Genomic DNA, 18,495 nt, shown 5'->3' on the forward strand with positions numbered 1-18,495 from the left:
CAAGCCGCGCCCGAATGCCATCCCGATCGCACTGCGGCAAAGAAAAAGCCCGGCCTCGCGAGCGAGGCCGGGCGATTTGGTCCTGCGACTTAAGCCGCGGATCAGCCGCGTGTGCGCGAGCGGATCATGAAGCTGTCGTAGGTATATTCGGCGACCTGCCACCACAGATATTCGTCGGAGCGGTAGGCCTGCATGGCGTCGATCGACTTCTTGAAGTCGGCGTTCTTGGCCGAGATCTCGGCCCACAGCTCGTTGGTCGACTTGAGGCAGGCTTCCAGCACTTCGTTGGTGAACGGACGAAGCTGTGTGCCGCCGGCGACCAGCCGCTTCAGCGCGGCCGGGTTCTGCATGTCGTAGCGCGCAGCCATCCAGGCGTTGGCGTTGGCCGTCGCGTTGGTGAGGATGGCCTGGTAGTTCTTCGGCAGCGCATTGAACTTTTCCAGGTTGGCGAAGGCATGGACGGTCGGACCGCCCTCCCAGAAGCCCGGATAGTAGTAGTACTTGGCGACCTTAGCGAAGCCGAGCTTCTCGTCATCGTAGGGGCCGACCCATTCGGCCGCGTCGATGGTGCCCTTCTCCAGCGCCGGATAGATGTCGCCGCCGGCGAGCTGCTGCGGCACCACGCCGACCTTCTGAAGCACCTGGCCGGCGATGCCGCCGATGCGCATCTTGAGGCCGGACAGGTCGGCAACGGTTTTGATCTCCTTGCGGAACCAGCCGCCCATCTGGGTACCGGTGTTGCCGCAGGGGAAGCCGATCACGTTCGACTTCTTGAAGAACTCGTTGGCGAGCTCGTTGCCGCCGCCCTGATAGAGCCACGAATTCTGCTGGCGCGCATTGAGGCCGAACGGCACCGAGGCGAAGATCGCAAAGGTCGGGTCCTTGCCGACGTAGTAGTAGGAGACGGTGTGGCACATGTCGACGGTGCCGTTTGAGGTCGCATCGAGCGCCTGGAGGCCGGGGACGATTTCGCCGGCGGCGAACACCTGGATCTGGAACTTGTTGTCAGTCATCTCGGCGACGTACTTCGCCACCTGTTCGGCGCCGCCATAGATGGTGTCGAGCGACTTCGGGAAGCTCGAAGTCAGGCGCCACTTCACCTCGGGCGAGGACTGCGCGATCGCCGGCGAGGCCACTGCGGTCGCCGCCGCGCCTGCTGCCGACACTTTCAGAAAATCACGACGCTTCATCTTCAGGTCTCTCCTTGCTGGGGCGTTTCCCCTTGACTTCTCTTATGCCGCCGCTCATCCCGGCGACGCGTCGATGTCGCGTCGAACCGAAGGGCCTTGACTGCCGTGCGCCTTTAACACGGACCGCGCGGTTACGGAACGCGACAATGGCATGACGGGGCTCTACAAAAGTCGCATGTCCCAGGGGCCCGCAGCCGGCCGGTTCAGGCTGCGGCAATGACGCCCTTCAGCTGGTCCCGGACCTGCCCTGCGATGGCGCGGTAGATCGCCGCATGAGGGCCGTCCGGCTCGCTGTCGACCACGGGATTACCGGCATCCGAAGTGGCACGAATCGCCATGTGCAGGGGGATCTCGCCCAGGAATGGCACCTTGAGCTTTTCGGCCTCATGCCGCGCCCCGCCGTGGCCGAAAATGTCCGACTTGGTCCCGCAATGCGGGCACTGGAAGTAGCTCATATTCTCGACGATGCCGAGGACGGGCACGTTGACCTTCTGGAACATGGCAAGCCCCCGCCGCGCGTCGATCAGGGACAGGTCCTGCGGGGTCGAGACGATCACGGCGCCCTTGAGCGGCACGTTCTGGGCCAGCGTGAGCTGGGCATCGCCGGTGCCCGGTGGCATGTCGACGACCAGCACGTCGAGCTTGCCCCATTCGACGTCGCGTAGCATCTGCGTCACGGCCGACATCACCATGGGACCGCGCCAGATCATCGCGGTCTCTTCCTCGACCAGGAAGCCGATCGACATGATGGCGAGGCCGAAACGCCGAAGCGGAATCATCTTGCGTTCGCCGTTCAGCTCCGGCTTGTCGCGCAGGCCCGTCAGGCGCGGCACCGAGGGGCCGTAGATATCGGCATCGAGCAGCCCGACCTTGAGGCCGAGGTCGCGCAGGCCCAGCGCCAGATTGAGCGCCGTGGTCGACTTGCCGACACCGCCCTTGCCGGAGGCGACTGCAATCACGGCGGCAACGCCCGGGATTTCCGATTGCCGCGCCATCGGCGACTGGCCGCCCTGCGGCGGCTTGTGGGCATGGGCCGGTTGCACGCCGGGCGTGCCGCGGCTCGGCTGCGGCGGTGGCGGTGGCGCGGAGCCCGGCTTGCGCTCGGCGGTCAGCGCCACCATGACAGTGGTGACGCCGGGGATGGCCCGCACCGCGGCCTCCGCTTCGGCCCGGATGGATTCCCACGCCCTTGCCTCGGCGGCATCGACATTGATCGAGAAGAACACCTTGCCGTCGGACGCGCTGATCGCGCTCAGTACATTGGCATGGGTGAGCGCGACCCCGCGGGGCGACTTGACCCTGGCGAGGCTGTCGAGAACCTGTTGCTGCGTCACGCTCAAAGCGCATCTCCTGAACGGAGCATGATCCGGACCCGGAGGACGGCGCCAGCGCAAAGTGTGAAGCGGTCTTCCGACAAGATCATGCTCAAGGCTTTAGGATGCCCCATTAGAGCGGAAACGCCCAAAAGGCTACTGCCTGCCGATATCGTCAGCCTTTTCGGCGGGCGCCGCCCCCTGCTCGCTGGCGGCCTCGTAATTCAGCTCGATCATGACCCCATTGGGGTCGTGGACGAAGATCTGCCAGAGATCGCCGCCGGGCACCTGGCGGGCCTCGAACTTCATCCCCTTGGATGCCAGCCGCTGTTTCATGCCGTCAAAGCCGCGACTGACGAAGGCGACGTGGTGGACGACGCCGGAATCCGGCTTTTGTGGCTCGGCGGTCGCAGAAATGTCGACGAGGTGCACCACCGGTTTACCCTCGCTGTACATCCAGGCGCCGGGGAAGGCGAAATTGGGCCGTGCGCCTTTTTCCAGGCCCAGCACGTCCGCGTAGAAGCGAACGGTCTCGGCCAGATTCCGGGTCCTGATGTTGAAATGATCGAGGACGCCAACGCTCACGCCGCCCATGCTCTCACTCCCTTTTTTGAGGTTCTTGGGTCCGCCATCCTAGCACAGGGGGCCGCCAAACGAAGCCGTTGCCCTCCGGCCTCAAGGGTTTATGGTGCGCCTCCAATCCGCCCTCACCGCGGAACCCAGGCGCCCCTCGCCTGGCAAGAACCGTAAAACCCAAACTACGGACAAGGTACCACAGATGGCTAAAGTCGCTTTCCTCGGTCTCGGCGTGATGGGCTTCCCCATGGCCGGACACCTCGTGAAAAAAGGGGGCCATGAGGTCACCGTCTACAACCGCACCGCGGCGAAGGCGAAGGAATGGGCGGACAAGTTCGGTGGCAAGACCGCACCGACCCCGAAGGCCGCCGCCGAAGACCAGGATTTCGTGATGTGCTGCGTCGGCAACGACAACGATCTGCGCGCGGTCACGATCGGCCCCGACGGCGCGTTCGCCGGCATGAAGAAAGGGGCGACCTTCGTCGACCACACCACCGCCTCCGCCGAGGTCGCGCGTGAGCTGGACGCGGCCGCCACCAAGGCCGGCTTCAAATTCGTCGACGCCCCAGTCTCCGGCGGCCAGGCGGGCGCCGAGAACGGCGTGCTGACGGTGATGTGCGGAGGCGCGCAGGACGCATATTCGGGCGCCGAGCCGATCATCACAGGGGCCTATGCCCGGATGTGCAAACTGCTCGGGCCCGCCGGAAGCGGCCAGCTGACGAAGATGGTCAACCAGATCTGCATCGCCGGTCTGGTGCAGGGTCTCTCCGAGGGCATCCACTTCGCCAAGAAGAGCGGCCTCGACGTCGCCGCAGTGATCGAGACCATCTCGAAAGGGGCCGCGCAATCCTGGCAGATGGAGAACCGCTACAAGACCATGAACGAGGGCAAGTACGATTTCGGCTTCGCGGTCGAATGGATGCGCAAGGACCTCTCGATCTCGCTGGCCGAGGCCCGTCGCAACGGCGCCAGCCTGCCTGTCACCGCGCTGGTCGACCAATTCTACGCCGAAGTCGAGAAGATGGGCGGCAAGCGCTGGGATACGTCGAGCCTGCTCGCACGCCTGCAACGCTGAGGCCCTGTTGCGGCCTCTTCCAGGGCCGCGCAGCATCGTACTTCGTCGCGACTCCGGCCGCGACGACGTCAAAAGCGCGCAAACCGAAACAATCATAAACTTCTGGGGGAGCCTTGCTTAGCGTGATCGCCGCCATCCTCGTTGTCGCCTGCGTCGGCGTCGCGCTGGAGCTCCGACCCGGCTTCGCCGGGATCGCCGCGGGTGGTGCCTGCCGGCGGGGATCCCGTCTGATGGTTCGCCTGCTCCCGGTCGCGCTCCTGATCCTGGTTGCATCACCGTCGCAGGCGCTCGCCGCATCGCTCGACGGGGCGAGCATTCGCCCGCAATGGGCGCTCCCCTTCGCCGGCATGCTGCTGTCGATCGCGATATTTCCACTCGCAGCGCCTCACTTCTGGGAGCACCACCAGGGCAAGATTGCCGCGATGTGGGCCGCCCTGATCGTGCTGCCGCTTGCCGCCTGGTACGGCCCGCTTCCAACCATCCAGGCACTCGTCCATACCGCGCTGCTCGAATACGTCCCCTTCATTCTGCTGCTCCTCGCTCTGTTCACCGTGGCCGGCGGCATCGTGGTGCGCGGCAATCTTCACGGCTCCCCGGTACTGAATACGCTGCTGCTCGCTCTGGGCACCCTGATTGCGAGCATCATCGGCACGACCGGCGCCTCAATGGTCATGATCCGGCCGGTCATCCGCGCCAATGACGACCGGCGGCACAACGCGCACGTCGTCATCTTCTTCATCTTTCTGGTGTCCAACATCGGCGGCTCGCTCTCTCCCCTGGGAGATCCGCCGTTGTTCCTGGGGTTCCTGCGCGGCGTGGACTTCTTCTGGACGACGACGCACCTGTTCCCCCAGACCACGTTCGTGGCCTGGATTCTGCTCGCCCTGTTCTTTTGCATCGACACTTATCTTTATCGCAAGGAAGGCCGCGTCAAACCGGACCCGACTCCGGACAATCCCTTGCGGATCAGCGGCGGCCTCAACTTCGCTCTGATGGGGGTCATCATTGCTGCGATCCTCTTGAGCGCCAAGCTCGACCTCGGCGGATTTGAGGTTCTCGGCACGCACCTCCAGCTGCAGAATCTTCTGCGCGATGCCGTCATGATCGGCGTCGTGTTTGCATCTCTTGCCGTCACGCCGAAGGAGGACCACGACGCGAACGGCTTCTCTTGGGGCCCCATGATCGAAGTGGCCAAGCTGTTCGCCGCCATCTTCATCACCATCATTCCCGTGCTTGCGATCCTCAACGCCGGCAAATCCGGCGCGTTTGCCTCGGTCGTGAACATGGTCACCAACGTCGACGGCACGCCGAACAATGCCGCCTATTTCTGGTTGACCGGCTTGCTCTCATCCTTCCTCGACAACGCGCCGACCTATCTGGTTTTCTTTGAGCTTGCTGGAGGCGACGCCAAGCATCTGATGACGAATGGCGCCATGACCCTGGCCGCGATCTCCGCAGGTGCGGTGTTCATGGGCGCAAACTCTTACATCGGTAACGCGCCCAACTTCATGGTTTACGCGATCGCGCGAGCGAGCGGCGTCGCAATGCCGGGCTTCTTCGGATACATGGCCTGGACCTCCATCCTCCTGCTGCCGGTGTTCGCGCTGGTCACGCTCGTTTTCTTCAGGTGAAGGGGCTGCGGGTTCCGCGAGCGAGGTCGGAACCGGGCATTGGATTAACGCCGGGTTAACGTAATTCTTTAGCTCCTTAAGTCAGCTCTTAAGGATTTCTTGCCAGAGATAGACAACGCAGAAGTCCCGCGCCCGGCGTGGGCAGGAATTGTGTTGTTTGATGAGTAACCCCGCTGAAAAGCCCGAGGTTGTGCAGCTGCCGGCCGAGCCGGTGAGCGCGCCATCGGCGAGCAGCCGAAGGGCTGCGGCGCAGCGGGTGCGCGAGGCGCGGGACAAGTTAACGTCGACCAGTGGAACCCGGCCGGCTTTCGACGCCGAGATGCTGCGGCAATACGCCCAGACGCGGCTGTCCGCCTCCTATGTCGTGATGCTGCTGGTGGTGGCCACCGGCGTGCTGTTCGGGCTGTGGATGCAGCCGGTCCCGGCCGCGGCCTGGACCGTCGGCATGCTCTGCATCCACAGCGCCATGATCCGCAGTTGCCGGCGCTTCCTGACCGAGCCGGCCTCGCCCGCGGCGACGCGCGCGTGGCGGACGCGCTTCGTCGTGCTCGACCTGCTCTATGGTCTGTGCTGGATGGCGATCCTGATCCATCCCGTGCTCGACATGGTCACGGAAACGCTGATGATGTTCCTGATGCTGCTGGTGATCGCAGTATCGAGCATGCTCGCCGCCAACCTGCCGATCGCAGCCCTTGCCGCCACGGCGCCGGTCGCGGTCGCGATGGCGCTGAGCTTTGCAGTGACCGGTTCGCTGGACAACTACATCCTGGCCGCGCTCGCGCTTGCCGCCGAAGGCTATTTCGTCCTGCTGGCGCACCGCCTCCACTCCTCGACCTTCGCCACGCTGGAAGCGCGCGCAGAGAAGGACGCGCTGATCGGCGAGCTGGAACAGGCTAAAGCGATCTCGGACGAGGCGCGCCACCGTGCCGAAGCCGCCAACGTCGCCAAGTCGCGCTTTCTCGCGCAGATGAGCCACGAGCTGCGCACGCCGCTGAATGCCATCCTCGGCTTCTCCGAGGTGATGAAGAGCGAAATTTTCGGCGCGCACGCGGTGCCGGTCTACAAGGAATATTCCGCCGACATCCATAATTCCGGCGTGCACCTGCTCAATCTCATCAACGAGATCCTTGATCTGTCGCGGATCGAAGCCGGCCGCTACGAACTCAACGAGGAAGCGGTGTCGCTGGTCGGCATCGTCGCCGACTGCCATCATTTGATGAAGCTGCGTGCCTCGAGCCGCGGCATCACCATCCACGAAGTGTTCGAGCAGGCCATGCCGCGGCTCTGGGCCGACGAGCGCGCGATCCGGCAGGTGGTGCTCAATCTGCTCTCCAACTCGATCAAGTTCACCCCGCAGGGCGGCGAGATCTGGCTCAAGGCGGGATGGACCGCCTCGGGCGGACAGTATCTCTCGGTGAAGGATACCGGCTCCGGCATCCCCGCGGACGAGATTCCGGTCGTGCTCGCCTCGTTCGGCCAGGGCTCCAATTCGATCAAGTCGGCTGAACAGGGAGCCGGTCTCGGCCTGCCGATCGCCAAGAATCTGATCGACCTGCATGGCGGCACGTTCACGTTGAAATCGAAGCTGCGGATCGGCACCGAGGTGATCGTCACCTTCCCGCCGGAGCGGGTGATGAGCGCGCTCGCCCCGCTGTCGGATGATTCTCCGCCGCTCCAGCCGGAGAGTTCCGGCCAGCCCGACGAGAAACGCCGGCCGCGCCACAAGCCGATCATGAGTGCGGGCACAGGCTCTTAACGAGATGCTTGCAGAGATGTCCGACGATCCCTCACTATGTCCGAATGAGCAAAGAAACACCGTGCGTCGCCGTCTGCATGATCGATCCCAAGACCAAGCTGTGCTTCGGGTGCGGCCGGACCTTGCCCGAGATCGCGCGCTGGCATGCCATGGAAAGCGCGGACCGGCTCGCGATCATGGCCCTCTTGCCGGCGCGCATGACGGAAGCCGGACTTGCGCCGATCGCGGGATCGCCGAAACGCGTCTGAGCCGCCCATGGGCCGCCGGAGGCGCGCGATGATCCGCTTCCTGCTCGTTCTGGTCATGCTCGCCGGCACGGCAGGTGCCGTGGTCGCCTATGGCGACGCCGACCAAATCGCGCGGGCCAGCCACAAGGTCTCGCACATTTTCCGTGGACAGACCGCCTCCCCTGCACCGGCCGTACAGATCCCGCGCGGCCAGGGCGGTGAATTCACGCTGCGTGCGAAGATCAATGGCGTCACCGCGCCGATGGTGATCGATACCGGCGCGACATCGGTGGTGCTGACCTGGGAAACCGCGAAAGCAATCGGGCTGCCGCTCGAGATGCTCGAATATGACGTCGACCTGGAGACCGCGGGCGGCCACACCAAGGCGGCGCGCCTCACGCTCGACCGTCTCGCCGTCGGCCATCTCGTGGAGAAGTCGGTACCGGCGCTCGTCGTGCAGCGCGGCCAGATGAAGACCAATCTGCTCGGCATGAGTTTCCTCGACCGCCTCGAGAGCTGGGGGGTGCGCGCCGACACGCTGATGCTCACCGGTTATCCGGAACTCCAGCGTGGTCATCGCCGCTCGCGCATGGCAGTCGACTAGCTGACCTACGCCGCCTCCGCCGGCACGCGCGCAGCGACGCGCGCGATCGCATCGCGCAGCACTTCGAGACCTGCGCCCGGCTTCACCCCTTGCTCGGCCAGATGACGGCGGAAGGCCCGCGCGCCCGGCACGGCATGGAATGCGCCGACGAAATGCCGCGTGATCGCATGCAGTCGCGTTCCGCGCGCGAGCTGCTGCTCGATGTAGGGCATCATCGCCTCGAGCGCATCCTGCATGGTCGCATGCGGCGCCGCTTCTCCGAAGATCTCCCGGTCCACGGAGAGGAGCCGCCACGGCTCCTGATAGGCGGCGCGGCCGAGCATCACGCCGTCGACGTGTTCGAGATGTGCTTTCGCGTCTTCGATGCCAGCAATACCGCCGTTGATGATGACAGTCACACCAGGCATTGCGCGCTTGAGGCGATAGACGCGGTCGTAATCGAGCGGGGGAACGTTTCGATTCTCCTTCGGAGACAACCCGTTCAGCCAAGCCTTGCGGGCATGCACGATCAGCGCGTCGCAGCCGGAGGCGACCACAGCATGTGCAAGCGCATCGAGCGCGACTTCCGGGTCCTGCTCATCGATGCCGATGCGGCACTTCACGGTGACGGGAATCGCGACGGTGCGTTTCATCGCGTCGACGCACCTCGCCACCAGATCCGGCTCTGCCATGAGGCAGGCGCCGAAGCGGCCATCCTTCACGCGATCGGACGGACAGCCGACATTGAGGTTGATCTCGTCATAGCCAAGCGCCTCGCCGATCCGCGCAGCCTCGGCAAGTTCGCGCGGATCCGAGCCGCCGAGTTGAAGCGCCACCGGATGCTCGCACCGATCGAACCCGAGCAGCCGCTGCCGATCGCCATGAATGACGGCGCCGGTGGTGAGCATCTCCGTATACAGCAGCGCCCGCCGCGTCAGATGACGATGGAACACCCGGCAATGCCGGTCCGTCCAGTCCATCATGGGGGCCACAGAAAAGCGATAGTCGTGCGATTTCAATGATTTACCTTATTTTATCAAAGGGATGAACCCGGAACACGCGCACTCCAAACTAGTCGAAATTGCGCACGTTTGTACCTGTTTTGACCTCTCAGTGCACACGTAGCGCACACGAATTAGGGAGTGCACACGGCCATGGCCAGCTTCACTCAATTGCCTTCCGGGAGCTGACGCGTCCAGGTCCGCCGCATGAACGGCTACGTGTCAGAGACCTTCCGCCGGCGCAAGGACCGCGAAGACTGGGCGCTCGATATGGAGCGCAATATCGACCGCAGCGGATCACCAAAGCCCCGCGCCGCTGTCCAAGCCAAAACTTTCGGCTATATCATCGATCTGCACATCGAGGACGGTTACCTCAATGAGCCGGCTCTCGGATGCGGACACTTGCCCGAGACCGGCACAGGCAGCATCGGCGGAGAAGTCCTGGTAGCGCTTGCTCTGTTTGCGAAGCGCCCCAAGCTAGGCCACGAAGGTCCTCGCGCCGCGCCCTTACTGCGTCGCCGGAGTATCAGGCAGCCAGTTCATTTGCTTTCTTGTGCATGCCGCGCGGCGCGCTCAGCCGCTTGCGCTCCGAACATGGCGATCATCTGCGACACGAAATTGCCAACGAGCGCGCCGCTTTCGCGCATGCGAGTGATGTCGGCATCGCCGTAGCCTAGCTCCCGGCAGATCTCCTCGTTCTGTTCGCCTTGTTCGCTGGGAGCGCCAGGGAGAGGCAATTCCGCGTCGGAGAACTTCCACGGGCGGCCAGGTAGGCGGAATTCACCGCCCTGCCGATCCGGGACATTCAGCGTCGCGCTCCAGTAGTCAGCCCATTCGCTGGCCGCGAGTTGCTCCACCGTGCGGACTTCGCCGGTCGCCAGCTTAGCCTGGTCGAAATGGGCGTCGAGTGTCGCCATGTCGGGGAAGGTCCAGATCCATTTTTGGACGATTTCTTCGAACTGGGCGCGATTGGCCCGGCGCAGGCCCGAAGTGGCGAAGCGGGGATCCTCCAGCAGGTCGGGCCGCCGCATCGCCGCGACGAACCAGCTGAACGTCATCGCACTGACGATACTGATTGCGCAGACGAACTTCTCACCGTTCGGACCCGTGAAGAACGATCCATCGGTTGCACCCAGGATGGCCGGGTCGTCGCCCGGGTCGAGGCTGTTGAGGTCCATATGGGCATGTTCGTTTACGGCCAACATTGTTGCAGCCATGGCGACGTCAATGTGTTGACCGGCTCCGGTCCGCTCACGCTGGTGGAGTGCGGCGAGCACCGCGATCACACCTTGCAGTCCGACATACGCGTCGGCATGGCTGAGAGCGTCCGTTTTGGGCTCATGCATCAAGCCGAAATGACGGAGCGTGTGGTGGGTGAACCCGGCCTCGGCCTGGACGGTCGGCGCGTAGGCCATCCGGCCGCGCCATGGACCGCCCTGGCCATAACCCGAGATCGAGACATAGATCAGCCGCGGGTTGCGCTTGGCGACGCTCTCGTAGTCGAACCCAAAGGAGGCAAGAGTGCCGGGACGGAAGTTCTCGACCAGAATGTCGGCCGCTTCCACTAGCTTCCACGCGATCTCCTTGGCCTCATCCTTGTTCAAATCGATCGACAGGGCGCGCTTGCCGGCATTCTGCTGCGCGTAATAACCGGTGACGCCGTTGAGATTGATCGGCGCGGCTAGGCGCGAAACATCCCCGCGAGGCGGCTCGATCTTGGTGACATGGGCTCCGAGGTCCTGCAGCGTGCGCCCGCACAGGGGGCCCGCCAGCACGCGTGAGAAATCAACGACCTTCACGCCTTCGAGAGGAGCGGCCATAGCTTAGCGTCCCTTGAAGACGGCAAGACCGGGGCCCTGCTTCATCAGGCTTTCGAGGCCGATCTTGAGGTCTTCGGACGTCCAAAGCGGCCGCTGCAGTTGCGCCATCGCCTCGTCAGCGGCCTCGACGCCCTTGGCGGCGGCAAGGTTGGCAATCTGTTTGGTGCTCGTGTGCGCGAGCGTCGGACCATTGGCAAGTTCGAGCGCGACCACCATCGCCGCTTCGCCAAGCTTCTCATCGTCCACGACGAGGTTGATGATGTTCCACTTCTCCATCGTTGCCGCATCGTAGCGCCGACCCAGCATCGACATCTCTTTGGCTCTCGCGATCCCGGCGCGCTGGACCTGACGCTGGATCGCGCCCATCAGCGGGTTCAAGCCCAGCGTCGCTTCGACCGAGCCGATCTTGGCCGAACGTGCCGCGATGATGAAATCACAGGCCAATGCCATTTCAAGGCCACCACCGACGCAGACGCCCTGCACCGCCGCGACGATCGGCAGCGGGAAATTTTCTAGGTCGCGCAGGAAGGCAAGCGAGGAGCTTCCGACCCGTCCCTCCGGGCCTTGCGACTGTTCGAACAGAGAAGTATCCGCCCCAGCGGAGAAGTGCCTTAGGCCGCTCTTGAGCAGGACGGCACGCGAGCCAGCTTCTCTTGCCGAGGCAAGACCTTCCCTGATGCCGCCCATCAGGTCAAAGCCGATCAGGTTGTGCGGTGCAAATTCCATCGAAAGGACAGCAACCGGCCCTTCGTAGGAGACCTTGACGCAGGACGAAACAGGCTTGGAAACTGAAGACATAGGCGTTCATCCCTTGATATTGATGACAACATCATTGCGCCCGTCACGCTTGATGATACAGGTGGTATCGTGCCATCATGAGGTGAAATGATGCCACGCTCCGCACTGCGTGATACTGCTGTCGGTCATGGCCTCCAGGCCCTGATTGAAGAGCTAGGGGCGTTGGGGATAGACGCTGAAAAGCTGCGGCGCGCAGCGGGGCTACGATCCCTCGGCGGCACGCTTACCCAGGCGCAGCGACTGGCCGTGCTCACGGCCGCGCATGAACTGACCCAAGATCCCTTACTCGCGCTCAGGGCGGGCAAGCGCCAGCGCGTGCATCATTTCGGAGTTTATGGCTTCGCGCTCGCCACCAGCCCGACGTTCGGCGATGCTTTCGCCTTTGGCCACCAACACGTCGAGTTCGCAGGTGCCGTGCTGCGGATCACCCTCCGCCGGGAAGGTGATCGGGTCGTGATGCAAAGCTGGAACCCACGCTCGCTGCGTGGGCTGTTGCCGTTCGTTGCAGAGTTTTGGCGCGCCTCTATGGTCACCCTGAAGGGCGAAATTCTCCAGGACCACTTCCCATCCACTCTCATGCGCTTTCCCTATCCTCGGCCCGCGCATTGGCGAGCGTATGCCGAACTATTCCAATGCCCGCTTGAATTCGAGTCCGAGACGATGGAATGGCATTTCGATGCAGCCGTGTTCTCGCGCCCTTGCCCAAATGCCAGCTCGCTCACCGCAAACATCTGCCGAGACTTCTGCGAAGGGTTGATTGTGGGCGCAGACGGAGAAAGCTTGCTGCTCAGGGAGCTACGCAGCCACTTCCTAGGCAACAGCGGCCGGCGCTGCACCGCTGATGAGGCGGCAGCCGCGTTAGGTCTTTCGCGCCGCACACTGTTTCGTCGATTGGCTCAAGACGGTACGACGTTCCAAGACCTGCTCGACCAAACTCGCGCTTCGCTCGCCTGCGAGTATCTGGAGAACACACATCTATCGGTGTCCGAAATCGCGGAGAGGTGCGGCTTTGGCGACGAAGCCAATTTCAGGAGGGCCTTCACTCGCTGGCGCAGGATAACGCCTAGCGCGTGGCGTAGGTCACGCAGGAATGATGAACATGCCTCAGCAGGCCGCTTGAGCTCAACTGCACCAATGGCGGCTTCATAGCTCCTGAAGTAACAATTCGCGGCTACAAATCCTAATCGAAAGCGGCAACATTCCGAATATAGTGAGGGTCTCCTTGAACGAGACGCCAGCGACGGGCCCGAGGAGCAAGCAAGCCCTCCGCTCAGGTTTTGATGAGCTTAACCTTTGAACTAAGCACGTTAGTTTCAACGCGCTCTTCGACCACGTTCACACGATCTTCCGGATCTTAAGGTTCATCCCTGATGCAATCGGCGGCTTCAGGTGAACGCGCTAGCGCATCTGTACACCAGCTGGCATTCGGGCCCAGGCGGATCAATTTGGCGAACATCAACCGTCGGGCCGGCTTCGACTTTGCTTTTTTTTGTAGGTCGACAACGGCCTTGCTCGCGAGCAGATCGTTCGGCTCTGCGCCCGGGTTTCCCCCATGCGCCCACCGCACGTATTAGATCGTGGACTGTCCCCGCTCCGGCCTAACGCGGCTCGGATATTGCGTGCCATGCGAAATCCTTCCAGGCGGAGAGAGTGTCAGTTCAATCCGCATTGAAAGATGAAACATTTTTGACCTTCGTTAACCAAAATCCACCGCTTGAATCACGGTCCGGTCCGAAATGGGATTCACCGCCGGGAAAAGCCTGTTCGGTCAAAGGCACATGATCGCCAACAATCCCCAAGCGACCAGCGAAGGGAAATTGCCGGTACGCCAACTGCACCTCCTAACGAGTCCCTCGTTCCCGCCGGCAATCAATGCCGCCGGAAGCCGCCATAACGATGCTTCGCGAAGTACCCTGACGCGGAGCAAGGAGGCTCGCTAAGGCGTTGTTGCGGGGACCAGGCCGACAAACCGAACCGTTTTGCGAGGCGGCCGATATCAAGGCGCGGTGGCAGCTTTGACAACCATGGTCTTCAGCGCGCTGCCCATGGCTTCTGTGGCTGGCTTTGCCGCTTCGCCAACGGCATGTCGGTCCGCAAGGTAGGCCGGATCGTTTTAGGAAAGATACGTTGATCCGGCTTCATCCTGCCAGATGAGCGCCTTCAACGGCAGATCTATGCCGATTGTCTGCGCCGACTGCATCAGGGGCGTTCCGCCCTTGGCCGCGCCGAAGATCAATGATCGGTTGGCCGCAGCGACAGGCCGACTGCGGCAGCGCCGGCGGCATGGTCGATACGGGCAAACACCTTCATACCTTTGGCCAGAACCTCGGCCTCAAGGCGCTTCATCGTCTCTTGTGGCCCGAATGCGCTGCGGAAAGTTATCAGGCCCTCGACGGCCATGGCATGTGCTCCAATCAACATCGTTGCAACCGACGCAAGAACGATCGCCCGAAGGGACAGCATCGTCATTGATTCCTGAACAGCCTGGCCGGATCGAACTCCGTGTCCGGTACGAAGCCATCTCGGTTGGGCATCTTCACCTTTGGCAGGCTGTCGCGATCGAGTTTGCCATCGGGCGGCACGATGCCGTTCAGGCTCAGGATATAGGCCGCGACGGCTTAGGTGTCGTCGTTGCTGAGCGAACCTGGCGCCCGGTAAGGCATCGCCCGGTGAATGTAATCGAACAAGGTCGTGGCATATGGCCAATAGCTGCCCACGGTCTTCACCGGCGCGCTCGATGTAAGCGTGCCCTGTCCGCCAACCAAGCGGTCCTTGATACCCCCAACACCATTGTCACCATGACACGCCGTACAATTTTCGGCGAACACTTGCTTGCCGCGCTCGACCGTCCCGCTTCCCGGCGGCAGCCCTTTGCCGTCAGGCCTGACGTCGATGTCCCACAGCGCGATCTCGTCGGGAGTTGCCGGGCGGCCAAACTCATATGCGAGGACGGGCGACGCGAAAGCGAGCGCAAAGGCCCCGGCTATACATGCCCTTCTAGTCGAGAACATTGCGGAGCCTCCCGCTCTCGTCGATACTCCAGGTCTGCTGGGCGTTATAGTGAAACAGTGCGTTGGTCCCGACGGCGGCGATGAAGGATTTGCGATCGGGCTGGACGTTGCCCTTGTCGTCGGTCGAGCGGCTTACGAGCTTGGTCGGCTTGCCGTCCCAGACCCAATCCATCTGGAAGCGCGTCTGCGCTTTGGCCAATGCCGGTAGATTGAGCTGGGCGTCCCTCCAGGTCTTCGCGCCATCGGTCGAGACTTCGACCCTTGCGATCTTGCCGTGACCGCTCCACGCCAGGCCCGTGATCCGGCGATAGCCTGGCTTGATCGTCATCGTGCCCGAAGGAGAGGTGATCACCGAATTGGTTTCCATACGGAGCTGAAACTGGATCGCCTTGCCGTTCGCTTGCAGCTGCGTATAGCGCGCCGTCTCCCATCGGGTCATCCAGGGCTGGTCGCCGAATTTGAGGCGTCGCAACCATTTGATGTTGAGGTTGCCTTCGAAGCCCGGCATCACCAGACGCATCGGAAAGCCATGAGCCGGCCGCAGCGGCTCTCCATTCTGGCCATACGCCACGAACGCCTCGTTCAGGATCTCGTCTGTGAGCGGAATGCTGCGGGCTACGCCCGCCGCGTCGCCGCCCTCGGCCAGCATCCAGGTCGAACCGCGCTCCTTTTCGACCAGATCGACCAGGAAGCTCAGGGGAACACCGGTCCATTCGTTGGTACTGACCAGTCCGTGGGTGTTCTGAACGGTGAGGTTCTCGTCGGCCTTGTGCCAATTTTCCCAGCCATTGCCGGTGCATTCGATGAAGACCGTGCGTGAAATCGACGGCATCGCCCTGAGGTCATCGATGTCGAGCACCAGGGGCCTGCGGACCATGCCGTGCACGAGCAGCCGGTGCTTTGCTGGATCCAGATCCGGCACCCCCGAATGGCTGCGTTCGTAATGCAGATCGGTCGGCGTGATGCTGCCGACCAGCTTGTCGAGCGGTGCCTTCGAATTGATCGCATCGCCTGGATCGACGTTGCGCTTGCCTGGACCGGCTTCCGGGATGCGGGCGATCTTGACGTACTGCGATCGCTCACTGTGACCGCTGAGGTCGGCGCCGTCCTCACGCGGCGGCACGTCGGCGAGGGAGTCGCCGGCGGCCTGGCCGGCTACCATGCTCCCCGCAAGCCCTGTGGACGCCGCGATGAAATTCCGACGGGACAGTCTGCCTTCGTCGCTCACCAACTCACGAAGCAATCTTGCGGTTGAGGAAATCGCGGATGAGAGGCACCATTTCGTCGGCCTTGTCCTCGAGCGCGAAATGCCCGGTATCGATCAGGTGAAACTCGACCTTCGGTAAGTCGCGCTTGTAAGGGTGCGCGCCGTCGGCCGGGAAAATCTTGTCGTTCTTGCCCCAGACGATCAGCGTCGGTGGCTGATGCTTGCGGAAATAGGCCTGCACCTTGGGATAGAGCGGCAGGTTGGTGCGGTAGTCGTAGAACAGATCCATCTGAATTTCGGCGTTGCCGGGCCGGTCGAGCAAAGCCTGATCATGGACCCAATTGTCGGGCGCCACGCGGGCCACGTCGCTGACACCATCGGTGTACTGGAATTTCGTGATCTCCGGTGTCACCAGCTTGTAGAGCGCCGTGCGATGCTCCTCGGAGTGATCGGACCAATAGGCCTTGATGGGGTCCCAGAACTCCTTCAAGCCTTCGTCATACGCATTGCCATTCTGTACGATGAGAGCCGTGACGCGTTCGGGATGCTTCAGCGCAAGGCGCCAGCCCACGGGCGCGCCGTAGTCCATGACGTACATGGCGAAGTTGCTGACGCCCAGTTGATCGAGCAGGCCGTCAACCAACTCGCCGAAGCGGTCGAAAGTGTAGGCGAACTTGGCCCGATCGGGCATATCGCTCTGGCCGTAGCCCGGGTAATCGGGGGCGATGACGTGATAGCGGTCGGCAAGCTCCGGAATGAGATTGCGGAACATGTGCGAGGAGGTCGGAAAGCCGTGCAGCAGCAGTACGACCGGGGCCCCTTTCCGCCCCGCCTCGCGATAGAAAATCTTGACGCCGTCGACGGTTCTTGTGCGATGATAGGTGACAATCGGCGCCTTGCTGCCGGGCTTGGCATTGGCGACGGACGCGTTCTGCGAAATGGCTGCACCGGCGGTCAGCAGCGGCAAGCCGAAGGCAAAACGTCGGCGGCTCAGCAAGGCGAGCGTGCCGATCAAACGAACGTTCTTCATATCAACCCCCTGCGTGCGGAATGGCTCTTGATCCAACGACGTGTACTGCCTCGAAGGCCGTCACAGCGGGGTAGCACCGTCTATCCCGCGCGATGTAGCTCATTGCGCCGGTCCGGAGCAGTCCATATAGATGAGAAGGAACTTTGGTGAATTTGGAAGGGGTCGGCGATGGATCGCCTGGAGGCAATGTCGGCGATCATCGCTGTCGCAGAGACCGGAAGTATCTCGGCGGCATCGCGCCGTCTCAAATCGCCGGTCGCGACCATCAGCCGAAAAATCGCGGAGCTCGAAGCCCGCCTCAAGGCCCAATTGTTTCAGCGCACATCGCGGCGGATGGCCCTGACCGAGGCCGGACGCACGTACATCGAAGCCTGCAAACGCATCGTCGAACAGGTGGAGGATGCTGAACGGGAACTGTCAGGCGAGTACCGCATTCCCAAGGGCGAGATGACGGTTACCGCACCATGGGGTCTCGGCCATACGCATTTGCTGCCCCACGTCATCGAATTTCTCGACGCCTATCCCGAAATTTCCCTGCGGTTGAAACTGACCGACAGCGTGGTCAACATGACCGACGAGAATATAGACGTGGCGATCCGACTGGGTCCCCTGCCGGAGAGCAGCATGATCGCGACGCGGATCGGGTCAGTTCGCATCGTCGTCTGCGGGAGCCCCTCATACCTGAAGACACGCGGGCGACCGAAAAAACTCGCCGATCTGGCCAAACATGCTTGCATCACGATCGACGAGAACGTCGCGCCCGCGGCCTGGAAGTTCGTGTCCGGCAATCGTACCCGGGTGGCGCCGATTAAGTCGCGGCTCTGCGTGAATACCTCGGAAGCCGCGGTCCTCGCCGCCATCGACGGCGCCGGTCTGGCCCGTGTCATGTCCTACAAGATGGACACTGCGATGCGCGAGCGAAAGCTCGATATCGTTCTCGATGAATTCGAGCCGGCCCCGCTACCTGTGCATATCGTCTACCCGCCACGCAAGCCGATGCCGCTCAAACTGCGCACTTTTCTCAGCTGGATGACGCCGCGCCTCAAAGACCAGCTTGCCCCTTAGAGCCGCCTGACTGACGCACGGCGCGTCTCGTGGTTGCTCGATTGTCTTCCAGCAACAATTGTGATCGCGTCGAGATGGCCTGCACTCGCTCTCTCAGATCCGTCAACTGAGCTTCTCAAAACCAGGCATTTCCCGGATATCTCCCCTCATATACCAGCAGTGATGAGGGTGGCTGGATTCGTTTTACGGACTTCTGAACCTGATTTCGTTCC

Annotated in this window: 16 protein-coding genes and 2 pseudogenes; 7 read left to right on the top strand and 11 right to left on the bottom strand. The window is 62.6% G+C overall.

Going from position 1 to position 18,495, the window contains the following annotated elements:
• Positions 1-101: 101 nt before the first annotated feature.
• From XH96_RS24005 to XH96_RS24015, 3 genes are all read right to left on the bottom strand, one after another.
• Complete coding sequence (locus tag XH96_RS24005; protein WP_194387949.1) at positions 102-1,190, bottom strand: TRAP transporter substrate-binding protein; 1,089 nt, start codon at positions 1,188-1,190, stop codon at positions 102-104.
• Between the two features lie 203 nt (positions 1,191-1,393).
• Positions 1,394-2,530 carry an Mrp/NBP35 family ATP-binding protein gene (locus XH96_RS24010; RefSeq protein WP_194387950.1) on the bottom strand — a complete coding sequence of 379 codons (1,137 nt, stop codon included), beginning with the start codon at positions 2,528-2,530 and terminating at the stop codon, positions 1,394-1,396.
• A 129-nt stretch (positions 2,531-2,659) separates the two neighbouring features.
• Positions 2,660-3,097 carry a VOC family protein gene (locus XH96_RS24015; RefSeq protein ID WP_194387951.1) on the bottom strand — a complete coding sequence of 146 codons (438 nt, stop codon included), beginning with the start codon at positions 3,095-3,097 and terminating at the stop codon, positions 2,660-2,662.
• A 184-nt stretch (positions 3,098-3,281) separates the two neighbouring features.
• On the opposite strand from XH96_RS24015, the gene XH96_RS24020 reads away from it, so the two are divergent.
• From XH96_RS24020 to XH96_RS24040, 5 genes are all read left to right on the top strand, one after another.
• A complete protein-coding gene (locus XH96_RS24020) occupies positions 3,282-4,154 on the top strand; it encodes an NAD(P)-dependent oxidoreductase (protein WP_194387952.1) in 873 nt (290 codons plus the stop codon).
• Positions 4,155-4,384: 230 nt separating this feature from the next.
• On the top strand, positions 4,385-5,785 hold the full coding sequence (locus tag XH96_RS24025) for a sodium:proton antiporter (RefSeq protein ID WP_194394230.1): 1,401 nt from the start codon (positions 4,385-4,387) through the stop codon (positions 5,783-5,785).
• 160 nt (positions 5,786-5,945) lie between these two features.
• Positions 5,946-7,541 (top strand): HAMP domain-containing sensor histidine kinase, encoded by a 1,596-nt coding sequence (locus XH96_RS24030; protein ID WP_194387953.1) that lies wholly within the window; start codon positions 5,946-5,948, stop codon positions 7,539-7,541.
• Positions 7,542-7,585: 44 nt separating this feature from the next.
• A complete protein-coding gene (locus XH96_RS24035; protein WP_194387954.1) occupies positions 7,586-7,789 on the top strand; it encodes a DUF1289 domain-containing protein in 204 nt (67 codons plus the stop codon).
• Positions 7,790-7,817: 28 nt separating this feature from the next.
• Positions 7,818-8,372, top strand: a complete 555-nt coding sequence (locus XH96_RS24040) for a TIGR02281 family clan AA aspartic protease (RefSeq protein WP_028179670.1) — start codon at positions 7,818-7,820, stop codon at positions 8,370-8,372.
• A 5-nt stretch (positions 8,373-8,377) separates the two neighbouring features.
• Here XH96_RS24040 and dusA read toward each other — a convergent pair whose 3' ends face one another.
• The 3 genes from dusA to XH96_RS24055 form a co-directional block, all read right to left on the bottom strand.
• Positions 8,378-9,334 carry a tRNA dihydrouridine(20/20a) synthase DusA gene (gene dusA / locus XH96_RS24045; RefSeq protein ID WP_246789718.1) on the bottom strand — a complete coding sequence of 319 codons (957 nt, stop codon included), beginning with the start codon at positions 9,332-9,334 and terminating at the stop codon, positions 8,378-8,380.
• Between the two features lie 557 nt (positions 9,335-9,891).
• On the bottom strand, positions 9,892-11,172 hold the full coding sequence (locus tag XH96_RS24050) for a CaiB/BaiF CoA-transferase family protein (protein ID WP_194387956.1): 1,281 nt from the start codon (positions 11,170-11,172) through the stop codon (positions 9,892-9,894).
• Between the two features lie 3 nt (positions 11,173-11,175).
• Positions 11,176-11,970 carry an enoyl-CoA hydratase/isomerase family protein gene (locus XH96_RS24055; RefSeq protein ID WP_246789719.1) on the bottom strand — a complete coding sequence of 265 codons (795 nt, stop codon included), beginning with the start codon at positions 11,968-11,970 and terminating at the stop codon, positions 11,176-11,178.
• Between the two features lie 87 nt (positions 11,971-12,057).
• On the opposite strand from XH96_RS24055, the gene XH96_RS24060 reads away from it, so the two are divergent.
• A complete protein-coding gene (locus tag XH96_RS24060; RefSeq protein WP_194387957.1) occupies positions 12,058-13,119 on the top strand; it encodes an AraC family transcriptional regulator in 1,062 nt (353 codons plus the stop codon).
• A 509-nt stretch (positions 13,120-13,628) separates the two neighbouring features.
• On the opposite strand, the gene XH96_RS24065 is transcribed toward XH96_RS24060, so the two are convergent.
• From XH96_RS24065 to XH96_RS24085, 5 genes and pseudogenes are all read right to left on the bottom strand, one after another.
• Positions 13,629-13,802, bottom strand: a complete 174-nt coding sequence (locus XH96_RS24065; protein WP_194387958.1) for a hypothetical protein — start codon at positions 13,800-13,802, stop codon at positions 13,629-13,631.
• Between the two features lie 164 nt (positions 13,803-13,966).
• A pseudogene (locus XH96_RS24070) lies at positions 13,967-14,439 on the bottom strand (DUF302 domain-containing protein).
• A pseudogene (locus tag XH96_RS24075) lies at positions 14,436-14,981 on the bottom strand (c-type cytochrome). Before XH96_RS24075 ends, XH96_RS24070 begins: the two co-directional pseudogenes overlap by 4 nt.
• Positions 14,968-16,143: a sulfite dehydrogenase gene (gene soxC / locus XH96_RS24080; protein WP_194387959.1), complete on the bottom strand. Its 1,176-nt coding sequence runs from the start codon at positions 16,141-16,143 to the stop codon at positions 14,968-14,970. Before soxC ends, XH96_RS24075 begins: the two are co-directional and overlap by 14 nt.
• Before the next feature lie 70 nt (positions 16,144-16,213).
• Positions 16,214-17,218 carry an alpha/beta fold hydrolase gene (locus XH96_RS24085; protein ID WP_194387960.1) on the bottom strand — a complete coding sequence of 335 codons (1,005 nt, stop codon included), beginning with the start codon at positions 17,216-17,218 and terminating at the stop codon, positions 16,214-16,216.
• Positions 17,219-17,386: 168 nt separating this feature from the next.
• On the opposite strand from XH96_RS24085, the gene XH96_RS24090 reads away from it, so the two are divergent.
• On the top strand, positions 17,387-18,283 hold the full coding sequence (locus tag XH96_RS24090; protein WP_194387961.1) for a LysR family transcriptional regulator: 897 nt from the start codon (positions 17,387-17,389) through the stop codon (positions 18,281-18,283).
• The last annotated feature ends 212 nt before the right edge of the window (positions 18,284-18,495 follow it).

The organism is Bradyrhizobium sp. CCBAU 51765, from assembly GCF_015291725.1.
Classification (GTDB): Bacteria; Pseudomonadota; Alphaproteobacteria; order Rhizobiales; family Xanthobacteraceae; genus Bradyrhizobium; species Bradyrhizobium liaoningense.